17 protein-coding genes and 1 pseudogene are annotated in these 20599 nt (G+C 60.8%); 11 read left to right on the plus strand and 7 right to left on the minus strand.

The window, feature by feature from the left end:
- From BMAGN_RS05815 to BMAGN_RS05855, 9 genes and pseudogenes are all read left to right on the plus strand, one after another.
- On the plus strand, positions 1–2612 hold a 2612-nt coding region (locus BMAGN_RS05815), incomplete at its 5' end, for a bifunctional [glutamine synthetase] adenylyltransferase/[glutamine synthetase]-adenylyl-L-tyrosine phosphorylase (protein WP_034250413.1).
- 114 nt (positions 2613–2726) lie between these two features.
- Positions 2727–3729, plus strand: a pseudogene (gene pyrB / locus BMAGN_RS05820) (aspartate carbamoyltransferase).
- A gap of 28 nt (positions 3730–3757) precedes the next feature.
- Entirely contained in the window at positions 3758–4174 is a 417-nt protein-coding gene (locus BMAGN_RS05825) for an aspartate carbamoyltransferase regulatory subunit (RefSeq protein WP_022859404.1), read from the plus strand.
- A 2-nt stretch (positions 4175–4176) separates the two neighbouring features.
- Positions 4177–5493 (plus strand): dihydroorotase, encoded by a 1317-nt coding sequence (locus BMAGN_RS05830; RefSeq protein WP_026501922.1) that lies wholly within the window; start codon positions 4177–4179, stop codon positions 5491–5493.
- A 58-nt stretch (positions 5494–5551) separates the two neighbouring features.
- Positions 5552–6538, plus strand: coding sequence for an orotidine-5'-phosphate decarboxylase (gene pyrF, locus BMAGN_RS05835; RefSeq protein ID WP_022859406.1), 987 nt, complete (start codon positions 5552–5554; stop codon positions 6536–6538).
- Positions 6539–6805: 267 nt separating this feature from the next.
- Positions 6806–7414, plus strand: coding sequence for an iron-sulfur cluster-binding protein (locus tag BMAGN_RS05840; protein WP_238548767.1), 609 nt, complete (start codon positions 6806–6808; stop codon positions 7412–7414).
- Between the two features lie 34 nt (positions 7415–7448).
- A complete protein-coding gene (locus tag BMAGN_RS05845; RefSeq protein WP_034250416.1) occupies positions 7449–8366 on the plus strand; it encodes a dihydroorotate dehydrogenase in 918 nt (305 codons plus the stop codon).
- Positions 8367–8421: 55 nt separating this feature from the next.
- Complete coding sequence (pyrE, locus tag BMAGN_RS05850) at positions 8422–9123, plus strand: orotate phosphoribosyltransferase (protein WP_022859409.1); 702 nt, start codon at positions 8422–8424, stop codon at positions 9121–9123.
- Positions 9113–9742 (plus strand): HAD family hydrolase, encoded by a 630-nt coding sequence (locus BMAGN_RS05855; RefSeq protein ID WP_022859410.1) that lies wholly within the window; start codon positions 9113–9115, stop codon positions 9740–9742. Before pyrE ends, BMAGN_RS05855 begins: the two co-directional genes overlap by 11 nt.
- 75 nt (positions 9743–9817) lie before the next feature.
- On the opposite strand, the gene BMAGN_RS05860 is transcribed toward BMAGN_RS05855, so the two are convergent.
- Positions 9818–10351, minus strand: a complete 534-nt coding sequence (locus tag BMAGN_RS05860) for a PadR family transcriptional regulator (RefSeq protein WP_026501924.1) — start codon at positions 10349–10351, stop codon at positions 9818–9820.
- Between the two features lie 461 nt (positions 10352–10812).
- Positions 10813–11475, minus strand: a complete 663-nt coding sequence (locus BMAGN_RS05865; RefSeq protein ID WP_022859412.1) for a sugar O-acetyltransferase — start codon at positions 11473–11475, stop codon at positions 10813–10815.
- Positions 11476–11654: 179 nt separating this feature from the next.
- On the opposite strand from BMAGN_RS05865, the gene BMAGN_RS05870 reads away from it, so the two are divergent.
- Entirely contained in the window at positions 11655–13343 is a 1689-nt protein-coding gene (locus BMAGN_RS05870; protein ID WP_022859413.1) for a DHH family phosphoesterase, read from the plus strand.
- Here BMAGN_RS05870 and BMAGN_RS05875 read toward each other — a convergent pair.
- Positions 13312–15084: a bifunctional ADP-dependent NAD(P)H-hydrate dehydratase/NAD(P)H-hydrate epimerase gene (locus BMAGN_RS05875; protein WP_022859414.1), complete on the minus strand. Its 1773-nt coding sequence runs from the start codon at positions 15082–15084 to the stop codon at positions 13312–13314. The two genes, BMAGN_RS05870 and BMAGN_RS05875, sit on opposite strands and share 32 nt — an antisense overlap.
- Before the next feature lie 235 nt (positions 15085–15319).
- On the opposite strand from BMAGN_RS05875, the gene bsh reads away from it, so the two are divergent.
- On the plus strand, positions 15320–16273 hold the full coding sequence (gene bsh / locus BMAGN_RS05880; protein WP_022859415.1) for a choloylglycine hydrolase: 954 nt from the start codon (positions 15320–15322) through the stop codon (positions 16271–16273).
- A gap of 151 nt (positions 16274–16424) precedes the next feature.
- Here bsh and BMAGN_RS05885 read toward each other — a convergent pair whose 3' ends face one another.
- From BMAGN_RS05885 to BMAGN_RS05900, 4 genes are all read right to left on the minus strand, one after another.
- The gene (locus tag BMAGN_RS05885) at positions 16425–18026 is read right to left on the minus strand and encodes an ABC-F family ATP-binding cassette domain-containing protein (RefSeq protein ID WP_022859416.1); all 1602 of its coding nucleotides are present in this window, start codon (positions 18024–18026) and stop codon (positions 16425–16427) included.
- Between the two features lie 135 nt (positions 18027–18161).
- On the minus strand, positions 18162–18770 hold the full coding sequence (locus BMAGN_RS05890; RefSeq protein ID WP_051892934.1) for an alpha/beta hydrolase: 609 nt from the start codon (positions 18768–18770) through the stop codon (positions 18162–18164).
- Positions 18771–18799: 29 nt separating this feature from the next.
- Positions 18800–19381 (minus strand): DNA-deoxyinosine glycosylase, encoded by a 582-nt coding sequence (locus BMAGN_RS05895; protein ID WP_022859417.1) that lies wholly within the window; start codon positions 19379–19381, stop codon positions 18800–18802.
- A gap of 45 nt (positions 19382–19426) precedes the next feature.
- Entirely contained in the window at positions 19427–20338 is a 912-nt protein-coding gene (locus BMAGN_RS05900; protein WP_022859418.1) for a hypothetical protein, read from the minus strand.
- Positions 20339–20599 lie beyond the last annotated feature (261 nt).

Raw genomic sequence — 20599 nt, forward strand, 5'->3', positions numbered from 1 at the left:
ATGATGGCGGCCAGCTGSYCGCSRTCATGCGGCGCGACAYGGCGGCCGACGATCCCGTCGCCGTGCAGGGCGACATCAGCCTCGCCCTGTCCGATCTTGCGGACGCGGCCCTGGAAACGGCCCTGTCCATCGCCTACCGCACGGTACCCGGCGCCGAGGCGGTACGCTTCGCCGTGATCGCCATGGGCAAGCTCGGCGACCGCGAACTCAACTACGTTTCGGACGTGGACCTCATCTATGTGGCCGAGCCGGCCGACGGGGACGAGGGCGAGCTCGTGACGCGCACGGGCACCAAAATCGCCACCACCATGCAGCGGGCGTGCCAGAGCGCCGTCATGGGCGTGGCCGAACCGGTCCTGTGGCAGATCGACGGGGCGCTGCGCCCCGAAGGCAAGGACGGCGTGCTCGTGCGCCGGCTCGAATCGCACCGCGCCTACTACGAACAGTGGGCGGAAAACTGGGAGTTCCAGGCCCAGCTCAAGGCGCGCGCCGCCGCCGGGGACGAAGCGCTTGGCGCCGAATACATCGCCATGACGCGTCCGCTGGTATGGCAAAGCGCCAAACGTCCCAATTTCGTCCACGACTGCCAGGCGATGCGCGAACGTGTCGAACGCCTGATCGCCCCGGCTTTGCAGGACCGGGAAATCAAACTCGGCAAGGGCGGTTTGCGCGACATCGAGTTCACCGTCCAAATGCTCCAGCTCGTCCACGGACGCACCGACCCCACGCTGCGCGTCGCCTCCACGCGCGACGCGCTCAAAGCGCTCAGCGACGGCGGCTACATTTCCCGCGCCGACGCGGCCACGCTTGTGGCCGACTACGGGTTCGAACGCGTGCTCGAACACCGTCAGCAAATGTGGGAGCTCAAACGCACGCACCTGTTCGCGGACCTCGGGGCCGCCAACACGGGAGGATTGTCCAAGCCGCGCGACCTTACGGGAGTCCGCCTCGACGACAACGAGGAGCTGGGCCGGCTCGCCAGGACGTTCCGCCAGTATCCGGAAGCGCTCGTGGAACGCTACGACACGACGCGCCAGCGCGTACGCAGGCTGCACAACGAAATCTACTACCGGCCGATGCTGCCGATCAGCGCCGCCGACGACGCGCCCGGACTGTCCCCCCAGGCGTTGGAGGACCGCTACGAGTCGATCGGCTTCTCCGACGCGCAAGCCGCCATCCGCCACGTGCAGGCGTTGACGGCGGGCGTGACACGCGCCGCGAAAATCAACCGCATCCTCCTGCCCGCCGTGCTGCGCTGGCTCGGGGAGGGCCAGAACCCCGACATGGGACTGTTGTACTGGCGCAAGCTCGCCGACCATTTCGGCAGAATGCACGAATACCTGGGCTTTTTGCGCGATTCGCCGTCCGCCGCCAAACGCCTGTGCCACGTATTGTCCAACTCCAGGTCGCTGGGCGACGCGCTCGACAAGTCGCTCGAATCGGTCACGTGGCTCGGCCACGACGAGCTGCTGCGCCCGAGGGGGCCACAGAGCCTTGGCACGCAGACGGCGGCGATCATCCACCGCTACGAGGATTCGGCGCGCGAATGCGCCCAGGCGTTGCGCGCGCTGAAACGCCACGAGACCGAACGCATCGGCCTGGGGTGGATGAACGGCGTGGTTTCCGACACGGGGCTCATGCGCGGCCTTACCGACATGTTCGACGCGGTCATCGACGCGGCGTTGCGCTGGTCGGTACGCGCCCAGTGCGCCCAGGACGGCCTGGACGTCTCGGCGGCCCCGGCCGGCGTGTGCGTGATCGCGATGGGCCGCTACGGGGGACGGGAAGTGAACTTCTGCTCCGACGCGGACGTGATGCTCATCTACGCCGCCACGGGCGGGGACGAGGAGCGTGCGGCCGCGTTCGCGCGCGCCGTGGCCGACCGGCTGCGCCAACTGCTGCAAGGCCCGCTGACGATGGAACCGAAACTCGACCTCGACATGGATTTGCGCCCCGAAGGCAAACACGGTCCGGTCGTCCGCTCCCTCGAATCGTGCGCGCAATATTACGCGCACTGGGCGGCGACCTGGGAATACCAGGCGCTGCTTCGCGCCCGGTATGCGGCGGGCGACGAGACGCTGGCCCGCGACTTTTTGGAACATGTGGCCGACCCGCTGCGCTACCCGGCGTCCGGATTGGACGGCGCGCAAGCCATGGAGATCCGCCGGCTCAAGGCGCGCATGGAATCCGAACGCCTGCCGCGCGGCGTGGCCCGCGACCGGCATGTCAAACTGGGCCACGGGGGACTGTCGGACGTGGAGTGGACCGTCCAGCTCCTGCAATTGCGCCACGCCGCGCGGATCGACACGCTGCGCGTGTGCGGGACGCTGGAAGCCTTGGACGCGCTCGAATCCGCCGGCTTCGTCGACGGCCACGACGCGGGCGTGCTGCGCGACGCGTGGCGCATGGCCACGCGCACGAGGAACGGCAACTTCCTGTGGACGGGGCGCGCCAACCAGGCGGACGTGCTGCCGCGCGACTGGTTCGCGTTGAGCGGCATCGGCATGTACGCGGGCTACGGGGCGAACCACGGCCAACAGTTTGAAAACGACCTGCTCGCGCTCATGCGCCGGTGCAGGGACGTGACCGAACGCCTGTTTTACCGCGACTAGCATTTCCACTATGTGGGGCGGGCGGCGAGCGCCCGCGGGATTGCGCATATAGTGGGACGCAGCCGCGTTTCGCGGGAACCGTGCTGATGGTCCACGAAAGGTGAACTGTTGACTATGCGAAGTTCCGGGACAAGTCCGCTTGCCGGGTCGAATGTGATCACGCTGGACACGTTGTCCGTATCCGATATTGAATGGCTGCTCGACCGCGCGCGCTACATGGGGGAGCACCGGGCGGCCGTGTACGGCGCGTGCCGGGGGGCGCGTGCTGGCCACCCTGTTTTACGAGCCGAGCACGCGCACGAGGCTGAGTTTCGAGACGGGCATGATCCGCTTGGGCGGCAACGCCGTCGGGTTCGCGGGCACCGGCCAGTCGTCCGTGTCGAAGGGCGAGTCGATCGCCGACACGGTGCGCACGGTGGCGGCCTACGCGGACGTGATCGCCATCAGGCACCCCAAGGAGGGGGCGGCGCTTGTGGCGGCGCGCGCCGCCGAACGTGCCGGCGTGCCCGTGATCAACGCGGGCGACGGCGGCCACATGCATCCCACGCAGACGCTCGCCGACCTGGCCACGATCCGCCAACGCTGCGGCAGGCTCACGGATTTGACGGTCGGACTGTGCGGGGACCTGATGTTCGGGCGCACCGTCCATTCGCTGATCGAAACGCTGTGCCGGTGGGGCAACATCCATTTCGTGCTCGTCAGCCCTCCCGAACTGCGCGTCCCCCAATACGTGCTCGACCGCATCGACAAGGCTTCAGGCTGCTCGTACGAGCAGGTGCGCGACCTCGCCGGCGTGATCGGCTCCCTCGACGTGCTGTACATGACGCGCGTGCAAAAGGAACGTTTCTTCAGCGAGGACGAGTACGTGAGGCTCAGGGACACGTACGTGCTCGACCGGGCCCGCCTGGCGGCCGCCCGCCCCGACATGGCGGTCCTGCACCCGCTGCCGCGCGTCAACGAGATCGCCACCGACGTGGACGCGGACCCGCGCGCCGCCTATTTCGACCAGGTCGCCAACGGCATGCTCGTGCGCATGGCGCTCATGGCCGCCGTGCTCGACGACCCGCTGCCCGGCTACGGGGACGAAAAACGCCAAACGCCGGCGGGGGAACAGTAGAAAGAGTGGAAAGCCCGGGAGGGGATTCATGGAAGTCAGCAGCATCCGCAACGGCGTGATCATCGACCACGTGCCCGCGGGCACGGCGCTTGAAGTGCTCGCCTACCTCGACATCGACCCCGCGTCCACACGGCTCGCGCTCGTCATGAACGCGCCCAGCACGCGCTACGGGACCAAAGACATCATCAAAATGGAAGGCGACGTGCCCGTCGACCTGGAGGCGCTGGCCATCGTGGCTCCGCGCGCCACCGTCGCGATCGTGGAAAACGGGGTGATCACGGGCAAGCACGCGCCCACGCTGCCCGACCGTGTCGTCAACGTGATCCGGTGCGTGAACCCGCGGTGCGTGACAGGCTCCGAACGGGGACTCGACCACGTGTTCTACCGCGTGCCCGGACGCCACGCGTTCCGCTGCGAATACTGCGACGAGGAGGCGCTGCGGTGAGCGTGGTCACACTCAAAGGCCTGCGCGCGTGGGACAGCGGGCACACCGTCAACCTGGAAGCCGAATACGAGGGGGAGGCGCGCGACATCGACTGCACGGGCATGACGCTCGCCCCCGGATTCCAGGACCCCCACGTCCACTGGCGCGACCCGGGGGACCCGGACGCGGAAACCATGCTCACGGGAGCGCGTGCCGCGGCCGCCGGCGGCTACACGAACACGCTCGTCATGCCCAACACCACGCCCGCCATGGACGGCGCCACCATAATGGAAGACGGCAGGGGAGCCGTCGAATACGCGCGCGACTGGGAACGCGACCACCACACGTCGCTTCCCGTGCACTACCAGTTGTGCGCGGCCGCCACCATCGGACGGGCCGGAACGCGCCTGGCCGACATCCTCGCGTGGAAAGGCGACCGGACGCGCCACCCCGACCATCCCGTGACGGCCATCAGCGACGACGGCGCCACCATCCCCGGGCCGCTCCTGTACGAGGCGGCCGCCTTGGCCAAAGAGGCGGGGCTCGTCGTCATCGACCACGCCGAACACCACGAGCAGGGCGTCATGAACGAAGGGCAGACCAGCCGAAGCCTGAACCTTCCGGGCATCCCCGGCGACACGGAAAGCCGCATCGTCGAACGAGACATCCTCGCCGCACGCGACACGGGCGCCCACATCCACCTGCAACACGTCAGCTGCGCCACCTCCATAAGCCTCGTACGCCAAGCCAAACGCGACGGGATACCCGTCACCTGCGAAACGGCGCCCCACTACATCGCGCTCACCGACCGGGACGTGGCCCGCTACGGGACGCGCGCAAAAATGAACCCGCCGCTGCGCGCGCCGGGAGACCGGGACGCGATATGGGAGGCGCTCGCCGACGGCACCATCGACATGGTCGCCACCGACCACGCGCCGCACACGCTCGCCGCCAAAACGCAAGGCATGCTCACGGCCCCCAACGGCGTGACCGGACTGGAAAGCGCGTACGCGGTATGCCACACCACACTCGTCGACCGGGGAATCATCGGCGAACGGCGCCTCATCGGCCTCATGGCCATAGCCCCGGGAATCCTCCTGGGACGCCCCGCCACCGACATCGGGGCGTTGGCCGGCACGTCGGGCACCATACGGGCCCGGGCCGCACGCGGCGCCGACCTCGTAATCCTCGACACACAAGAGGCTTGGACGATACGGGCGGACCGTTTCGCGTCCAAAGCGCGCAACACGCCGTTCGACGGGTGGAAAGTGACGGGCCGGGCGCTCGCCACCGTGCTCGCGGGGCGCCTGACGCGCATCCCCGAGATGGCGGCGCGCTAGACGCGACATTCGGCAAGGCAGGGGCGCGCCAACGCGCGACACGGAAGGAAGGACCAGCATGGACAGGCTTATCGACGCGATCAGCGAGACACACAACCCGAGCGTGGTGGGCATCGACCCCACCCCGCAGCTTATCCCGCAGGCGGTCACCGCCAGCATGGTCGAAGACGCGTACGGGTCGATGCGCCAAAGCGGCGACTACACCGACCTCGTGCCCCAGGCGATGGCGATGAGCTACTTCCTGTTCGGCCAGGCCATCATCGACGCGGTCGCCGGCATCGTGCCCGCCGTCAAACCCCAGATCGCCATGTACGAGGCGCTCGGCGCCATAGGCGTATCCGCCTACAACCAGACCTGCCGGTACGCGCAGGAACAAGGCCTGTACGTGATCGGCGACATCAAACGCGCCGACATCGGCACCAGCGCCGCCCACTACGCCCACCATTTAAGCGGCATCAGCGCCACACTGCCCATACCCGAGGCGCCCGCCCACACCGACCCGTGGCACGAGGACGCCGTCACCGTCAACCCGTACCTGGGGGCTGACGCCGTCAAACCGTTCCTCGACGCCGCCGAACCCCACGACAAAGACGTGTTCTGCCTCGTGCACACCTCCAACCCGTCCGCCACACAAATCCAGGACCTGCAACTGGTCAACGGGCAACACGTGTACGAACACGTCGGCATGCTCGTCGACCAGCAGAACCGCAACACGACCGGCCTGCACGGGTACGGCAGGCTCGGCGCCGTAGTAGGCGCCACCTACCCGGCGCAAGGACGAGCGTTGCGCGCCCGCATGCCCCACACGTTCTTCCTCATCCCCGGATACGGCGCGCAAGGCGGCACCGCCACCGACATCGCCGCCATGGCCGACGAGCACGGGTCCGGCATCATCGTCAACTCGTCGCGCGCCATCATCGGAGCATGGAAAAGACGCGACCACACCACCATGCGCAACCCCGACGAAGCGCTCGCCGTCGTCATGGCATGCGCACGCGACGCCGCCATCGACATGCGCGACAACCTGCGCGCAGCCCTGACCTGACCGGCCGCCACCCAAACACTGTCCAAACCCCGTCCAACCCAGCCACCCACGCAAGAAAGGCCACGCATGCCCCGCGAATGGACCACCGCAACCCGCAACCCACACGCCACACCCGCACGCCAACCCGGCAGAAGAACCGTCCCCGTCATCCGCGTCCAGGCGCTCGCCGACACGATCATCGAACTGACCCTGCAAGACGCGCACACCGCCCGCACCGCACGCCCCGGCCAATTCGTCATGCTCTACACGCACGACCAAAGCCGCCTCATGCCACGACCCTTCGGCGTAGCCGGCACCAACGGCGACACGTTCACCATCATCTTCGCCATCGTCGGCGAAGGCACCCGCCAATTCTCCACCCTCCGGGAAGGAGACACCATAGACATGCTCGGACCCTTGGGAGGCCAAGCGTTCAACCTCGACCAGCCCGGCGACTACCTGCTCGTCGGAGGAGGCCTTGGCATCCCGCCCCTCCTATACGCCGCCCAACGCCTAGCCGCCAAACCCGACACGCGCACCACCGCCATCCTCGGCTACCGCGACACCCGATACGCCGACACACGCATGCAAACCCACACGCCCCACACCCACAGCATCACCAACGCCCAAGGCGACGTGCTCACCCTCCTCAACACCCTTGAGCCCAACCCCAACCCAGACCAACCCCTCACCATCCTCACCTGCGGACCCAAACCCATGATGCAAGCCGTCCACCAATGGGCCCAAACCCACAACGCCAACTGCCAAACCTGCATGGAACAACGCATGGGATGCGGCTACGGCGCCTGCGTCGCCTGCACCATACCCACCATCCACGGCAACACCAAAACCTGCACCGAAGGCCCCGTATTCCCCAGCACCACCATCATCTGGTAACCACCACACCACACCAACCCAGCCAAGGACACCCATGACCACCTACACACACTCCACCATCGTCGCCGGCATCCCGTGGAAAAACCCCGTAGCCACCGCATCCGGCACCTTCCTCGCCGAAGCCAGCACCCAATACTACGACGTCAGCGAACTCGGAGCAGTCACCACCAAAGGCGTCAGCCCCATCCCATGGGAAGGCAACCCCAGCCCACGCACCGCCGAAAGCCCCTCCGGCACCGTCAACTCCGTAGGACTCCAAAACCCCGGCATCGACCACTACCTCGCCAACGACCTACCCCAACTCAAACAACTCGGCGCCACCGTCATCACCAACGTCGCAGGCCACACCCCAGACGACTACATCCAAGTCGTCAAAAAACTCGACAACTCCCCAGCAGACATGCTCGAAATCAACGTCAGCTGCCCCAACGTCAACGCAGGAGGCCTCAGCATCGGCACCGACCCCACAACCCTATACAACCTCATCACCGACCTCAGAAAAACCAACCAACAAACCAACTCATCGTCAAACTCACCCCCAACCGTCACCGACATCACCACCATCGCCAAAGCAGCCACCGACGCAGGAGCCGACGCACTCAGCCTCATCAACACCCTCATCGGCATGCGCATCAACACCACCACCGGCCAACCCATCCTCGCCAACACCACCGGAGGACTCAGCGGACCCGCCATCCTCCCCATAGGTCTCGCCAACGTATGGAAAGTACGCACCGCACTCCCACACACACCCATCATCGGCATCGGCGGCATCCACAACGCCCACACCGCACTCGAATACCTCTACGCAGGAGCCAACGCCATCGAAATCGGAGCCACCGCACTCCTCAACCCACAAGCACCACACACCATCGCACAAGAACTCGAAACCCTCCTCGACCAACGGCCGGCGCTCGCAGCCAAGCTCGCGGCGGGGGAGACGTGGCGATAGCACGATCCGTACACCGCGAAAAGCGAAGAAGAAAGAGAAAAGAAAGGGAATCATCATGAATGAGCCGTATGACGACCTCGAGGGACGCTTCACCAGGTTCCTGCTCGACGCGGGCGCCTTGAAATTCGGTGAATTCACGTTGAAGTCGGGCCGTGTGTCCCCGTATTACATCAACGCGGCGAGTTTCGACACGGGGCGGCTCGTGGGGGAGCTCGGCAAATTCTACGCGGCGAAAATCATGTGGGAGATTGAGGCCGGCCGGTTCTCGGACCGCATCGACACCGTGTTCGGCCCGGCGTACAAGGGCATTCCGCTCGCCGTGTCCACGGCCATGGCGTTGCATGAGTACGGCATTGAAGCCGGGTACACTTTCGACCGCAAGGAGCGCAAGGACCATGGAGACGGCGGCCTTATGGTGGGCATGCCGTTGGAAGACGGCATGAACGTGGTTATTGTGGACGACGTGATGACCGCCGGCACCGCCATTCAGGAAACCGTCCCGAAGCTCAAGCGGGAAGCGGGCGTACACATCACGGGCATGGTGGTGAGCGTGGACCGTATGGAAACCACCGCGCACAGCAACCGATCCGCCGTCATGGAGACGGAATCCATGTACGGATTCCCCGTAAGCTCCATTGTCAACGTGCTCGACCTGTTCGCGGAGGCGCGCAAGCTCACCAAACCCGACGGGTCGCCGTATGTCAGCGACGCCCTTGACGACTTGGCGGAACAATATTTGGAAAAATATGGAGCGTGACGTGATTACTGACGTGGTATTCGATTTTTGCGGCGTGCTGATCGACTGGCAGTGGGGGGAGGCCATGAAACGGCATGCTCCCGACTGGTTCCTGGAACATCTGGACGATCCTGACGATCCGTACGGATTCTTCCGTTACGAAGACCGTATGGATGCGGGAGAGCTGCTCGCGGACATCATGCCGGACATCGTGGCTGAACAGGGACAGGAGATCGCCGACCTGTTCGACTATTACATCGCCCATTACGACGACGCGCTGCCGAACCTGATTCCCGGCGTGGAATCGCTTCTTAGGGATTTGCGGGACGCCGGTGTGCGCATATGGGGTTTGACCAACTGGTCGAGCGAAACGTTCCACTATGCGTTCGAGCTGTACCCGCAGTTGGAAGAGCTGCTGTCCGGTACAGTGGTGTCCGGCATCGAGAAATTGCACAAGCCCGAGGGCGCCATTTACGAGCACGCGCAGCGGCGCTTCCACCTGGTTCCGGAGCAGACCATGTTCTTCGACGACACGGCGCGCAATGTGCAGGGAGCGCTGGATTGCGGCTGGAATGCATGCCAGTTTACGTCCGCCGACGGCGCGCGCAAGGCGTTGCGGGATCATGGCGTAACCGTGTAATTTTGCTGTAAGTGAAGTGTTTCCCGGGGAAAATAAAAACCAAATGCGACATATCTTAAAAATATGTCGCATTTTTTAGTTTTCGAGATTATCTCCCAGCAGTTCCTGCAGATACGCGATTTCCGCTTGGGCGTGTGCGGCCTGGATGGAGATGGCCGCCTTCTTGTAGGTGTCGCTGACAGCGCTGTTGTCAAGTGGGTCAGCGTCCGTGCAATAGAGTTGGTGCGTGTCGTTCTCAAGCATGTTGAGTCGGCGTTCCAGCACGGCCCTGCGGTCGCGGTCGTTGGGGAGTGTGGACAGGAAGGAGAGGATCACGGTCCACTGCGCCGTGTCCGAGATCATATAGCCGCGCGCGTTGCGCAGCGTGGAGACAAGCAGGTCATAGCCGCTTGGAGTCAGATGGAACGTACGCTTGTTGCGTCCGCTGACAATGCGGTTGCTCTCGCGCAGATACCCTTTGCCGAGCAGGCGCTGCGTCACCGCATGGACGGATCCTTCGCTAAATGCTCTCGTGTTGCCGAGCAGCTGGCGCATACGGTTGCATAGCTGGTATCCGCACATGGGTTCCTCATGTACGAATCCGAGAGTCATAAGTTCTATAACGTTCATGGGTCGCCTCACTAGTCGGGTGGTAGGGAAGGTCCTCATTCCAATTTCAGGACGGGTTATATTGTAGCTAAATACGTGAAATATTTCAATCTGAAAGTAAGTCCACAATAACACCGACGCGAACTTGTGCCAAAATTCTCGCGGAATAATTATTCGACGGACAAACAGTCACCCCACGTGGTTTATTAATTTGGAAAATAGGGCGGCAATAAAATCAAAGGTTTCGATATCGATCAAATTTTTAATATTGAAATATTTCAGTCTGAAGTAAGATAATCATCCAAACTCACGTTCCTCCATCCCTCGCGAAACGACCTAACTCATCCAATACATAACGTCACTACAACTAAAACGGCACTGACATCCTAAGAATTTGTGACAAAAGTCACATATTGATGGGAGAATATAAAAACGGGACGCAACCAGCACCGTCCCGTAATCTGAGGAAATATTGATGATTGTTAGCAGGGTTGCGACGAATCCGGCTTAGTCAGCCCGGACTCTTCACACACTTCATCCCAATTGATGTGGCGCCCCTTGAAATACACGTCGTAATCACGTTCGCCAATGGGACGCAACACGCGTGCCGGATTTCCGACCGCAACCACATTGGCCGGCAAATCCTTGGTCACTACCGCGCCGGCGCCCACTACCGTATTGTCGCCAATAGTGACTCCGGGGAGCACAATGACTCCCGCGCCCAACCAACAATTGTTGCCAATATGGATAGGGGCGTTGAATTGATATTCGCGCATACGCAATTCCGGAAGGATGGGGTGGCCAGCGGTAGCCAGCACCACATTCGGACCGAACATGACATTGTCGTCCACATAAATATGGGTGTCGTCGACCAGCGTGAGATTGGAATTGGCATACACATGGTTCCCGAAATGACAATGCGCGCCAGCCCAGTTCGAATGCAGTGGCGGCTCAATGTAGCATCCTTCGCCAAGATCAGCGAACATGTCGTGCAACATCGACTCCCGCAAGGCGCCCTGGGACGGACGCGTCGCATTGAAATCGTACAGTTTTTCCATGCACGCGGTCTGCTCGACCATAATCGACTCGTCTCCGGGCAAATACAATTCTTCGCTATGCAGTTTGTCGCGCTGCGCCTTCGCCATGTTCACTCCTTTGTGTACGAAACGTGCTACATGTCGAATCGTAACGCGGCTGGATCCGTACGCCAATGGGAACAGGGAGTCTCCAACAAATCTTCAATTATGAAGATCCTTGCCGCAATCTAGCCCGGACAAAACCCAAGTGATACAGTAAAGCGACAGTATTCCAGTAAGAAGGCCTGATGATGAATCCGCTTATTCGCTCGTGGCTCGACCACCGCCATTTGAACGCCGAAACATGGCATGATCTGGAACGGCCGAGCGCGCAACCTTTGCACCATATTGACGAATTGACGGACCTGCTGCACACCTTGCATACGCAACAGCAACGCGTGGTGATTCTTCCGGACTTCGACATGGACGGCATTACGGCGGGAACGCTCGGGTTCGCGGGACTGAGCCTCATGGGATTTACCGTCAGCCTGTATCGTCCCGATCCGAGCGCGGGCTACGGATTCACCGAGCATGACATCGACAAAATTTTCGACGAGTTCCCTGACACGCGCGCCGTTTTGACATGTGATGTCGGCATCACGGCGCACGAAGGCGTGCAACGTATCCATGAGCGTGGTGCGTTGGCCTTGATTACAGACCATCATGTGCAAGAAGAGGAATTGGCGGCTGATTGCATTGTCAATCCGAACCAGCTGGGGGAGACCTACGAGCATCCGAGCATTTGCGGAGCCCATGTATTGTGGCAGGTACTGGACCGTTATGCAGAGCGTTTTGTTCCCGACGCCCGCGACGCGATCCAGATATTGCGCGTATTCGCAGGATTCGGCACCATTTCCGACCAAATGACATTAAGCGGCGAGAACCGTTCCCTCGTGCGGGACGCCATCGTGCTCACCCAGCGCATTTTCATGGATCCCAAGCCATACACCACGGGCAATGCGAATTTCGATTCGGCGCTCTATGGATTGCACACCATACTGCGCGTGCTGCAGGAACATGGCAAATTCAGTGACATCAACGAACTCAATGAACAGTTCATGGGCTTCTATCTGGCGCCCACATTCAATAGCGCCAAGCGCATGAACGGTTCCATGGACGACGTGTTCGGCATATTTTTCAATGCGAACCGTTCATATGAGCTCGCACAAAAATTGTTTGTACTCAACGAACAGCGCAAACGGGCAGTGGGCCAGTATATGAAAGAACTGGAAACCAGCGACCAGCCCTATGCGCCATATGTGTATTTGACCAACGCACCCACGGGAATCCTCGGACTGCTGGCCACCAAACTCATTTCTTCCAGCCATATGCCCACCTTTGTGCTCAACAGGGAAACATTGCAGGGTTCGGGTCGTACGCCGGAATGGTATAAGGCGTTGGACGTCCTTACCCCATTGGGACACCATGTGGCGGGCCACCAGCATGCGTTCGGCGTACATAGCAGTACGGACGACCTGCCCAAGTTTGCCGCCGACATCGCGGCTACGGCGGAGACATTGCAATCCCAGGCGGATACCAAACCCCAAGAAGCGGATATTGTGCTGGCGTTGGGCCCGCAGGCGGCAAACGACGCGGGAACCATTACGCAATGGGACAACGCCACTGTGCTGGAATATTGCGAAAAGATCCGGTCGTACGCGCCATTCGGCGCGGGTTTCCCCGCGCCAACCATCCAACTCAATCTCATGCCTCAAGACATAGCGCAACTGCGATGCGTGGGAGCGCAGCAGCAGCATCTACTGGCCACCACCACCAACGGATTGTCGTTAACGCTGTTCAACCAGGCGGACTACGCCGCGCTTATGCAACACGAACCCGTTACCATCACGGGCACGCTGGAACGCAATGTATGGCGCGGGGAAGTTCGCGCGCAAATGCAAGGAACTATTGCAACGCCTCAAACACCGCGGGAATAGCCTCGACCACATCACCGGCCACAATGGGACGTCCCACGGTTTCCACCACGGGATACTCGTCATGCGCGTGGTACAGCATAGGGCGGTGCCATCCGCGCTGGTCGGATCCCGATGCCAAGGCCGCGGCGCGACCATGCATGTATGCGGCGGAAGCGGCAATCTCGGGCATGCAAGCGGCATCGGCATGCACCTGCTCGCTTTGCTGGGCGAGCAGTGCGCCTAGCAGTCCCGTGAGCACATCGCCCGCGCCGGCCGTGGCCAGGCTTGCCGGGGCACGTCCCGCGGCAAGTACGCGCAACGTACCGCCATCGTTGCCGGCGACCAACGTGACCGCTCCCTTGAGCAGCACCGTCGCACCAGTTTCCTGGGCGGCCAGACGGACACAATGCCACGGGCGCGCGAACACCTCCTCAGGGCTCATGGCATGTCCGAGGCGGGTAAGCAGGCGGGCGAGCTCACCGGCATGGGGCGTAAGCACGACCTGCGCTGTCACATGGTTGGGAAGCAGATCCAAGGCTCCGGCGTCCACCACGATGGGAGGCATGGCCTCGGCCCGGGCGTCCTGGTCCTCGTTGCCGGTGCGGGCATAATGCTGAAGCAATGCGGTAATTGTGCGTTGCTGAATGTCCTCATGCAATTCATTCATATCGGCGTCATCCTGCTCCACGGGAACGCCCGATCCGACGGCCCACGCTTGCACATGGCCTTTGCCCATAACCGCTTCCGGCAACTTGTGCAAAATCAGGTCCTGAGCGCGTTGCGGGCCGACATAGCGAACCATGCCGATATTGGAGCGCGCTGCCGCACAGGTGGAAAGCACCGCCGCGCCCGGATATTCCTGGGAACCCGTAACAAGGCCCAGCACGCCTCGGGAGTATTTGGCGTCCTCCACCCGGCACGGGCGAATCGCTTCGGATGCGAATCCTGCGGTCACCATTTCCACCGCGGGTTCCATTTCCATAAGGTCGAAATCAAAATCGACAATGCAGATCTTGCCGCACGCATAGCAAGCGGGAGGCAGCATGGCGCAAGGCTTCATCGCACCGAACATGATGGTAATGTCCGCAGGGATATACGGCCCAGGCAACGTACCGTCATTGACGCCGATGCCGGAAGGCATATCAACGGCGATAGTGATAGGGGTGTGTGGCACAATCTGGTCGTCGGGAATGGCCAACCCGGAATCGGGCATGCCGCTACGGCCCAATGCGGTCGCCATGGCTTGAGCTATGCCGTGCAAGGATCCTGTTACTCCAATTCCTGTCATGGCGTCCAATACCACTGTGGCGTGGCGTACATATTCAATGGCCGACTGCAAACGTTCGCCGGCCTCGCCCGCGCTGAACCCGCTCGAATATCCGGGAATTTGCGCATACGGATCCAGTACCAGCACCTTTCCGCCCGCCTCGCACAACGCGTCCAAAGCGCCATTATGAAGACGCTTGCCTACCGCGATGGCGGTCACATCGTATCCGCGCGCGGCCAGAAACGCTCCCGCGTACAAGCCGTCGCCACCATTGTCTCCAGCTCCCGCGAGCACCACAATGCGCGTGGACCGCTCATTGTCCCAACCGTTCTCCTGCAAAGTGTGCAGCACAACATTGGCCGTGGCGCTGGCGGCCATGCGCATAAGCGGTACGTCACGTTCCAGCAGCGGCTGCTCCATGGCGCGGACACTGTTGGTTGAATAGGCGCTATACAAAAGCGCCTGAATATGTTCCGAAGCATGTTCCAAAGCCATGAGAAATCCCCTTCATTTCCATACAGATGTTGTATTTACTCTAATCGATTTGCGCCAAAAATACATCAAGGCATCTATGTCAGATGTACCGCGCGCATTTGCAAATTCGTTAGGAGAGAAATACTGCCAATACTCAGGATTCATTCAGAAAAGCCTTTTTATAATCGCCCTGTTGCTGGGATGACGAAGTGACCAAGTCCTGGTAGAAACGATTCATTCTTATGAGGAGGCAAACATGTGCACTAGCGTGCGATTCACCGATGGTGAAGGGGATATGTATTTCGGCCGTAACCTAGACTGGAGCTGCGGATATGGCCAGACCATTCTGGCAACCCCGAAGGGATACAAGCTCGATTTTGAATTCAACGTGGAAGATGGCCAGCGTCCGATTTTCGGCGCGGGCATCATCTCGGACAACAAGCCGCTGTACTTCGACTGCGCCAACGAGTCCGGTCTGGCCGTCGCCGGCCTGAACTTCCCGGGCTACGCCAAGTACGAGGATGACGCCGTGGAAGGCAAGACCAACGTCGCCGCCTACGAGTTCCCGTACTTCATCGTGCGCAACTTCGATACGGTGGACGAGGTGGAGAAGGCTCTCGAATCCGTCGCCATCATCAACAAGCCCGTGAACGACCAATTCCCGGTTTCCATGCTGCACTGGATCATCGGCGACAAGACGCGTTCCATTGTCGTTGAATACATGGCCGACGGCATGCACATCTACCATGATGGTGTCGACGCGCTGACCAACCAGCCGACCTTCGCCTACCACGAGGAAAACCTGCGCAACTACATGGTCAACGTTCCGGAATACCCGGCCGCTGTCAAGTGGGGTCAGGATGAACTGACGCCATGGGGTTCCGGCGTGAGCATGCACGGCATTCCGGGCGACTTCAGCTCCCCGTCGCGTTTCATCCGCGCCGCGTACATCAACACGCACTACCCGCAGCAGAAGGACGAGCAGCACAGCGTCATCCGTCTGTTCCGCACGCTGCAGGCTGCGGCAATGGTGCTGGGTGGTGCCAAGATGGGCAACGACCAGTTCGAGTACACCGTCTACTCGGATTGCTTCTCCGCCAAGACTATGACGTACTACTACAACTCTTATGATGATCCGGCCATCAGGTCCTTCAAGATGAGCGACTTCGATATGGACGGCGACCAGCTGCAGCAGAAGCAGGTTGACTGATTCCTAATGCCGGTTTTGTAGCCTCCGGCATTGCATAAAATGATTGGGCGCGACCATTCTTGCGAGTGGCCGCGCCCAATTCTTATGTTCCATGCCCTTTGTGGTTCTTTCTATGGATCTTTATAGCTTGCTATTTGCTATAACGCCGGTGTTACTCTTCCGCCACCAGATCGAGGTACGAGTTGTTCCACAGATCCTCATCGCCATCCGGCATAAGCAGCACGCGCTCGGGGTTCAGCGCTTCCACTGCGCCCTCGTCGTGGGTGACAAGCACAATGGCGCCCTCGTATTTGGCGATCGCCTTGAGAATTTCCTGACGCGAGGCGGGATCAAGATTGTTCGTGGGCTCGTCGAGCAGCAGCACGTTGGCGCCACTGGTCACCAAAGTGGCCAACGCCAGACGCGTCTTTTCGCCGCCCGAAAGCACATGGGTGGGCTTGAACGCGTCGTCTCCCGAGAACAGGAACGAGCCCAGAATGGAACGGGCTTGCGTATCGTTCAGGCTTGGAGCCACATGGCGCAAGTTGTCCAATACGGTCGCGTCCATGTCGAGCGTGTCATGTTCCTGTGCGAAATAGCCGATTTTGCAGCCATGGCCATATTCCACCACACCCGTATCGGGATCTTCCAGATGCGCCAGCAGACGCAAAGTGGTGGTTTTACCCGCGCCGTTGTAGCCCAGGATCACCACGCGAGATCCCTTGTCGATGGCAAGGTTGACGCCCGCGAACACGAGATTCGATCCGTACATCTTGGAAATGTCCTTGGCCATAATCGGCGTACGGCCGCAGGGGAGCGGTTCGGGGAAACGGATGTCGGCGACTTTTTCCTTCTTTTGTGCCGACGACGTTTCGCTCAGCAACTTTTCGGCGCGGCGCATCATGTTCTGCGCTGCGACGGCCTTCGTGGCCTTGGCGTGCAAACGAATGCCCTGCTGCATAAGGCGTTCCGCCTTCTTCTCCGCGACTTCGCGTTCGCGGCGGCGACGTTCCTCGTCCACCACGAGCTGGTGTACATAGGCCTTGTATCCCATGGAATACATGTCGATCTGTCCACGTTGCGCGTCCAGATGCCACATCTTGTTGACCACTTCGTCCAAAAGTTCCGACGAGTGGGAGATTACGAGGAATCCGCCCTCGTAATGCTTCAAATATCCGCGCAACCATTCGATCGAGTCGGCGTCCAAGTGGTTAGTCGGTTCGTCAAGGATCAGCGTATCGGCGTCGGAGAACAGAATGCGGGCCAGCTCAATGCGTCGCCTTTGGCCGCCGGAAAGCGTACCGAGCGGCTGGCTCATCACTTCCTGGCTCAGCCCCAGGCTCGCCGCCATGGAAGTCGCTTCGGATTGCGCGGCGTAGCCGCCGGCCTTTTCAAAGTCCTGCATGGCACGATCGTAACGGTTCATGGCTTTCGTCATGATATCCGGATCTGGATTGGTCATGTCCTTCTCGGCCTTGCGAATGCGCTGGATAATGGAGGAGATGTCACGCGCGCTCATCATGCGGTCCAACGCGCTTTGCTCCGGATCGGCGGCGTGCGTGTCCTGTGGCAGATAACCGAGTTTGCCGCTTACGCGTACCGTTCCACTGGTGGGCAGCATGTCTCCCGTGATAACGCGCGTCAATGTGGTCTTTCCGGCGCCGTTACGTCCGGAAAGGCCGATTTTGTCTCCCTTGGCCACATGAAAATTCGTCGGATGTAGTAGTGTGCGAGCGCCAATTTGAATTTCCAGTCCTTGCGCGTCTATCGCCATTCGTCACCGTCTTTTCGTTACGAATTGTTTCCCTATTATGCTTGTGCAACGAGTGTTTATCATAGCGGTTGGCCGCAACCGTTGGTGTGGGTTGGCTGGTGAAGCGGTTGTGGTGTGTTGGTGCGGGGGCTTTGGTTATTTGGTGAGGAGTTCCCGCAGGTCGTTGATTTCTTGGGTGCATACTGCGTGGCCCATGCCCGCGTAGGTGAGCAGGGTGAGGTTGCCGGTGGCTTGCAGGGTTTCCATGCAGCGGTTTTGGTCTTCTTCGGGGATGTGGTTTTCTTCGTCTCCGTAGCAGAGGATGTAGCGTGTGTTGCTGGCGGTTGCGGGCGCGTATTCTTCTTTGAAGGCGGGGGAGAGCATGACGGCCGTGTCGAATAGGTCGGGGAATTGTTGGGTGAGCCGGTAGCACAGGTAGGCGCCTTGGAGAAGCCCATGAGGGTGAGTTTGCGGTGTTCGAATAGTGGCGAACGCAGGAGTTGTTGGAGGGCGTCGCCGACTTTGGCGCAGGCTTGGCGGCGTTGATCGCCGTTGTGGCTGTGCGCGTACCAGGTGTATCCGCCGATGTAGGGACGTTGGTAGGGCTTGGAAGCTGAGGTAGCTGGGTTGGGTTTCGTTGTGTTGGTAGATGGCGGTGAGGATGCGTTCCATGGAGGTTTCGTTGTTGCCGTATCCGTGGAACATGAGGTAGGTGCGCGGGTCGTCGGTGGTGGTGTTGAGTCGTATGGTGGCGTTGAGTTGCATGGTGTTCCTTGTGGGCGGGTTGGGTGGGTTTAGAGGTGTTCGGTGTAGGCGGGGTTGGTGGTCATGCCGTTGGCGCCGAGGCGTTCTTTGCACATGTCGATGATTTGTTGTGGTGTTTTGGACGCGTATGCGGGGCTGGTGGATGGTAGGGGGACGATGTCGACGTGGATGTGTTCGCGTTCGAAGATGGGCGCCTGGTATTTGTGGAAGATTTGGTTGGATTTGGCGCCGGTGGGGCAGATGATGCTGATGTTGGAGTGTTTGACCATGCCGGTGAGGTCGGATGGGACGATGTTGCGGATGCTGGAGTCGCTGGCTCCTTGGATGTCGCATGATTCGATGGGGTCCCAGATGGCGATGTGGTGGCGTAGCGCGAACGCTTTTCTGGTTTCTTTGGTGGTTCCGGTGGTGTCTGTGGGGTCGTCGGGGTTGGCGTAGAGGGCTTGGAGGAGCGGCCAGAACCGGTTTTGTGGGTGCATGTAGAAGAAGCCAGCCTCACGTGATTTGGGGCTGGCCATGGTTCCGAGGAAAAGTATTTGCGATTCGCTGTTGTATAGGGGTCCGAATCCGTGTTCTACGTGTTGCCATGTGGTGTTTCGTGTTGTTGCCATATGTGCATGGTAGGTCACTTTTCCTGTGGTGTGAATGCCGGTTGTCTATCGGGTGATTTTCTTGCCGGTTGTGGTGGTGTCGAGTTTGCTCAGGTGCCCGTTGACCCGGTTCCAGGGGATGTAGGTGATCAGGGCGCCGATGGTGGCGACCACGATGATGAGCACTCCCGTGAATTTGGAGACGTCCATGATGTGGAAGGCGATGCCGATGATGGTCCATAGCGCGACGATGCCGAAGATCCAGTCGTGAAATTTGAAGCGCATGAACGCTCCGACGGCGAGGATTACCACGGTAAGCGCCACGGTGCACACGCCTTGCGCGGTATTGTTGATGTCGCCGCTTTTGGCGAACGCGAGGCAGATGACGCGCACGAACACGATGATGGTTTCCAGGAGCATCCATGTGCCGAACAGCGTGAACGGCGCCCACCCCCAGATGCTCGTGTCTTTTTTGTGCGTGTGGTAGCCGAGCAGGTAGATGAGGATGGTGTCCATGAATGCGGCCAGGATCGCAAGCCAATACTGGTTGAATCCCCATGCTAGCAGCCATCCGACTTGTATGACGGCCGCCACAATGAACAGCAGCGCTTGCAGGGATACGGGCAGCGGCCCGGTTTTCTTGCGCCGTTGTTTGGTGTTGCCCATGCATACGAGCCACAGGGCGAGCAGCGCGTATATGGGGATCCAGATCAGCGACACGTACCGGTCGGGCGTGAACCAGGCGAGCGCCGCGTTCGACATGTCCCGTGTGGACGGGTCGAGCACGCCGAATTCGCGCAGCGCGTTCACTACGATCATTGCGGCGAGCAGGATCCAGCAGATGGCGATTTCGCTATGGAATATGGGGTGCGGTGTTTTCTTGCGCGGCACTTTTACGGTGGTGTCGTCCCCGGTGTGCGGGGCGCCGGACTGTTCGGGCCGCGCACTGTGGGCGGGCTGCGGATCATTCACGCTCATGCCTACTCCTTATATATTATATATAGGTGGGAAGTTCGTTTCAAACTCATGCGTACAGTGCTTATTATTCCCCACGCGCGAGCCTGCGGAACCGGGTATTGCCGAATGGGGAAACGAGCGTGTTCTTTCGAACAAACGTTCCATTGCGGAATAGAAATGCGTTACAGTGGGTTGGACTATCAGCAGTATCGCGTTACTTACGGTGAAGGAAGCAGCAATTGGCACAACGTGGTTCGTCACGCAACGGGAACGTGGTCATCG

The organism is Bifidobacterium magnum, from assembly GCF_000741255.1.
In the GTDB taxonomy this organism is placed as follows: Bacteria; Actinomycetota; Actinomycetes; order Actinomycetales; family Bifidobacteriaceae; genus Bifidobacterium; species Bifidobacterium magnum.